This is a genomic window from Brevundimonas sp. (assembly GCF_041688735.1).
Classification (GTDB): Bacteria; Pseudomonadota; Alphaproteobacteria; order Caulobacterales; family Caulobacteraceae; genus Brevundimonas.
Map to the genome: position 1 here is coordinate 1 of NZ_JBDNHO010000067.1, position 4,681 is coordinate 4,681.

The 4,681-nt window shown below is 65.3% G+C and carries 5 protein-coding genes; 2 read left to right on the forward strand and 3 right to left on the reverse strand.

The window, feature by feature from the left end:
- Nucleotides 1-136 precede the first annotated feature (136 nt).
- From ACESMO_RS07310 to ACESMO_RS07320, 3 genes are all read right to left on the reverse strand, one after another.
- On the reverse strand, nt 137-916 hold the full coding sequence (locus tag ACESMO_RS07310) for a lysophospholipid acyltransferase family protein (RefSeq protein ID WP_372707500.1): 780 nt from the start codon (nt 914-916) through the stop codon (nt 137-139).
- A gap of 38 nt (nt 917-954) precedes the next feature.
- The gene (locus ACESMO_RS07315; protein WP_372707501.1) at nt 955-2,010 is read right to left on the reverse strand and encodes a diguanylate cyclase domain-containing protein; all 1,056 of its coding nucleotides are present in this window, start codon (nt 2,008-2,010) and stop codon (nt 955-957) included.
- A gap of 103 nt (nt 2,011-2,113) precedes the next feature.
- Nucleotides 2,114-3,715, reverse strand: a complete 1,602-nt coding sequence (locus ACESMO_RS07320; RefSeq protein WP_372707502.1) for a DEAD/DEAH box helicase — start codon at nt 3,713-3,715, stop codon at nt 2,114-2,116.
- Nucleotides 3,716-4,017: 302 nt separating this feature from the next.
- On the opposite strand from ACESMO_RS07320, the gene ACESMO_RS07325 reads away from it, so the two are divergent.
- Nucleotides 4,018-4,191 (forward strand): hypothetical protein, encoded by a 174-nt coding sequence (locus ACESMO_RS07325; RefSeq protein ID WP_372707503.1) that lies wholly within the window; start codon nt 4,018-4,020, stop codon nt 4,189-4,191.
- A gap of 303 nt (nt 4,192-4,494) precedes the next feature.
- Nucleotides 4,495-4,681: transposase (locus ACESMO_RS07330; RefSeq protein WP_372707504.1), on the forward strand; the 187-nt coding region annotated here is incomplete at its 3' end.

The following is a 4,681-nucleotide window of genomic DNA, read 5'->3' on the forward strand; positions in this document are numbered from 1 at the left end:
CGACAGCGGGAAATATGGCTTGATCCGACGCATCTGCTTGTTCGTCAGCCAAAACAGATCACTCATGACAGGCTCCTCCTGCCACCAGTGAATCAGATCGCCACGACCGTGTGAATCCCTTTAATGGGTCCTGAGCCTAGACTGCGACCCGGGCGGTGCGGGCGATCTCATCCGGTGCCCGCACCAGGATGGCGGGCACGGCCGCGTTGCCGGTGGCCTCCGCGATCAGCTCGGCCGTCCTGCCTTCGACCGCCGTCTCCAGCCGGGCCAGAAACTCCTCCTTGCCCAGCCCTGTGGGAATGGGATCGAGGAACTCCAGCGTCGCCATGCCCTGGGTCTTTCGATAGGTGTCCTGCGGCCAGAACAGGCCGAGGTTGGTGGCCAGCGGTACCACCGGCATGGCGAAGTCACGGTACATGTGCCAGACGCCCGAGCGGTAGCGGAACTTCTCTCCGATCCTGGCCAGATTGCCTTCAGGATAGATCAGAATCTTGCGGCCTTCGGCGTGGGCGTCGGCCCCGCGCTGCTTGAGGGAGTCGCGCGCTTCGCGCCCGCCACAGCTGTTGACGACGATGGCCCCCAGCTTCCTCAACACTGTGCCGAGCAGCGGAAACTTCTCCAGATGGTCGCCGGTGACGAAGGCGAGATCGTCGAACTGGTCGTAGGTGGCGAAGCCGTCGCCCCAGCTCTGATGTTTCGAGGCGATGATGAAGCCGCCGGTGGGAAGGCGTTCGCGGCCGCGCACCTGGATACGAATTCCGGCCAGCAGACGCATGGCCTGGACCATGCGCTTGACGTAGCGACGAATGATCCAGCCGGTCGCCGCGCGGCCCGGAGCCAGGGCGGCGAAGGCTGCTGCCGAAGCGTAGACGATGGAGAGCGACCAGTAGGCGAGGGCGAAGGCGAAGCTGCGCATCGGGCGACTATGCCGCCAATTGGCGTCGAGCCAAGGCCTCAGGCGGCCTGGTCCAGGCTATCCGCGAAGGTGACCCGGTTGCGCCCGGCGTGCTTGGACGCATAAAGGGCTGTGTCGGCCCGCTCGAGCAGGCTGGACGCGGTCTCGCCGGCGCGACGGACGGCGAAGCCCGCCGAGATCGTCACCGTGCCCAGGTCGTCGTTGGTCGAGCGGCGGCGCAACTGTCGTGACGCGATTTCCTTGCGAACCATTTCAAGCGCGGTCTCGACCTGTCCCAGACTTTCGCGGGGGAAGATAAGGGCGAACTCCTCGCCGCCGTAGCGGGCCGCGATGCGGGGATCCGCAGCGACGCGACCCATGACGCTGGCGACGTAGCGCAGGACCAGATCGCCCGTCTGGTGGCCCCAGGTATCGTTGAACCGCTTGAAGTGATCGATGTCGAGGACGGCGAGGGCCAAACGCTCGCACTGGGTCTCCGCGTCGCTGCAGGCCGAAGCCAGGTGCTCATCGAAGGCCTTTCGGTTCGCCAGGTTGGTCAGGCCATCGGTCATGGAGTCCCGACGGACCTGCTGGAGGTGTTCACGCAGGCGGGCGACCTCGCCGGTGGAGACTTCCAGCTTTTTCTCGAGGGACTCGTTCTCGGTCTGGACCCGGCGGGTGGCGCGCGTCAGGCCGGCGACGATGCTCTTGAGCTGCGGCGCGTCATCCGCGCTGGCCATCTGGGTAGCAGCGCCCTCGAGGGTGCGGCCGTAGTCGGCGTTGGACCGGTGTGCCCGCGAGATGGCTTCGGTCACGCTGGACAGCTCGCGGTCGAGGACGCGGCCGGCGTCTCTGATTTCCTCGGTCATTCGGCCACGCGGCAGGTATTCTGCGGCGAGCAGGTCCGAAGTGGCCTCGGTGAACGGATCGCCCGTCGACAGCAGGCGCTTCATCTCGCGGGCCAGCGCGCCTTCGGGTTCGGCGAGATAGTGCAGCCACAGTTCGAAATTGAGTGGCGTCGGCCAAAGAGACGCTGCCTCCATCTCCTCCAGCGCCCGACGCGCCATGGCATAGGCGTCAGGGCCGCGAAGCATGGACTCGAACGGTGTCGACATTCTGAGTTCCCCGGCGGAACGCCCTTGGGGACCGCCTCAGTTCGATACGCTAACCGGCGTTCGGTAACGGCCGGTTAAACCTGATCGCCCAAACGCCGATTTTTCAGGCCTTGCGCGAAATGGGCCGGCGCAGGAAGGCGGGGACGTCGCCCTCGCCGAAGGGGCGGCCGTTCGAGCGTAGCGCTTCGGGTTCGGCGCGATCACCGCGACGGTCCGATTGCCGCAGATGCGCTTCCTGGGCCGGACGTTCGACGACGGCGGCAGGTTCATCCGCGAGTGGCGGGGTGGGTGAGGCGGCGACCGGAGCGGTGGGCGCGATTTCGGTGGCGGGCGGCTTCGGCTTCGAGGCGCGGCGGCTGCGCGACCGGGTGGCCGGAGGTGCTTCGGCCGGGGCCTGGGTCGGGGCTTGGGCCGGGGCCTCGACCTCAACGGGAGCGGGGGTCGCTTCCGTCGCGACCTGAGCTGCGGTTTCGGCGGGTTTATCGCTACGGCCGCGGCCGTTGCGGCCTCGAGCCGGCTTGACCGAATTTTCGGCTTCGCGGCGCGGCTGCTCACGACCGCCACTGCCCAGGTCGGAGCTGTCCAACACGAGCTCTTCGGGGTCCATCTTGATCAGCTTCAGGACCTTGTCGAGTGAACGCTCGTCGCCCGGCGTCACGATCATGAAGGTCTGTCCCAGCTTGCCGGCGCGTCCCGTGCGCCCGATGCGGTGGACGTAGTCGTCGGCGTGGTACGAGACGTCGTAGTTGAAGACGTGGCTGACGTCGGGGATGTCGAGGCCACGCGCGGCGACGTCGGACGCCACCAGCAGCATCAGCTCGCCGGAGCGGAAGGACGCCAGCGTCTTGGTGCGCAGGGACTGGTCCAGGTCGCCGTGGATCGGCGCGGCGTTGAAGCCGTGCTGCTTGAGGGACTTGGCGACGACGTCCACTTCGGATTTGCGATTGCAGAAGACGATGCCGTTCTTGACATCGGCCCGGCCGATCAGGGCGCGCAGGGCGGCGCGCTTCATCTTTGGGTCGCTGGACGGGATGCGGACCAGATACTGGGTGATGGTCTCCGCCGTCGAGGCGGGGCGCGAGGCCTCGATACGGGTCGGGTCCTTGAGGAACTGGGTCGTCAGACGTGTGATCTCGGGCGGCATGGTCGCCGAGAAGAACAAGGTCTGGCGCTTGGGCGGCGTCAGTTTGAAGATCTTCTCGATGTCCGGGATGAAGCCCATGTCGAGCATGCGGTCGGCTTCGTCGACGACCATGATCTCGACGCCGTTCAGCATCATCTTGCCGCGTTCGAACAGGTCGATCAGTCGACCGGGCGTGGCGATCAACACGTCGACGCCCTTGTTCAAGGCCGCGACCTGGTCGCCCATCGAGACGCCGCCGATCAGCAGCACCCACGTCAGCTTGGTGCCCTTGGCGTATTTGGCGAAGCTTTCGGCGACCTGATCGGCCAGTTCGCGGGTCGGGGCCAGCACCAGGGCGCGCGGCATGCGGGCGCGGGCGCGACCCGCCGACAGGCGCTCGACCAGGGGCAGGGTGAAAGCTGCGGTCTTGCCCGTGCCCGTCTGGGCGATGCCGAGGACGTCGCGTCCTGCCAGGGCGACCGGGATGGCCTGGGCCTGGATCGGGGTGGCGGTCGTGTAACCGGTGTCGGCGACCGCTTGCAGGGTCATGGCCGACAGGCCCAACTGGGAGAATTCTGTCATGAGTCCTTGGGACTGGAAAAGGACGTCCCGCGCATCGGGTCGTCGCGTGATGTCGCGGAACCGCCCTGTCTGTGGGCGAGCGGGCGGCGCGAATTCGCCAGTCCTGTCCCGAACGTAGGCCGCATATAGAAGCCCGCACGCCAGAGTCAACTATTCGGGGGTCAGCCACGGCGGGGGTTGGTATCGGTCAAGCGTTTTTTAATAGTCCCCATCGGGATGGTTGAGGGACCAGTATGCTGCGTACGCTTTGCGTCGCGACCCTTGCGGTCGCTTGTTTGACGGCCGGTTCCGTTCGAGCCGATATGGATTTCGCCTTCGGCAATACTGTGGTGTCGCGTTACCCGGACGGGGGCTGGGTCAAACACTGGTTCAATCCCGACGGCACCTACGTGGCCCATTTCTCGGACGGCCGCACACTGGAGGCGCGCTGGACGGTCAGCGGAAACCGGGTTTGCCTGACCAACATCCGGCCCTAGACCACTTTTGCTTCAGGTCGAATCGACCTGAATCCAAAAAATGGTCCAGAATCATGCTGGAGCGAAATCTGAGCCTTGATGGACTGCGTCCATCAAGACCGATTTCGCTATATGTGCTGGTGCCCCGCTTCTGCACCTCGCTGATCGAGGCTGGCGTCGGCGAAAAATGGCAATCGCGCGATCCCATGGGGCGGAGTGTGCAGAATGTGCTGGTTGCGGGGCGCGTGCCCTAGGCTCAGGACCCATTAAAGGGATTCACACGGTCGTGGCGATCTGATTCACTGGTGGCAGGAGGAGCCTGTCATGAGTGATCTGTTTTGGCTGACGAACAAGCAGATGCGTCGGATCACGCCATATTTCCCGCTGTCGCACGGCATTCCACGAGTGGACGACAAGCGGGTGCTGAGCGGGATCATCTTCGTCATCAGGAACGGCCTTCGTTGGCGCGATGCACCCAGGGACTACGGGCCGCACAAGACGATCTACAACC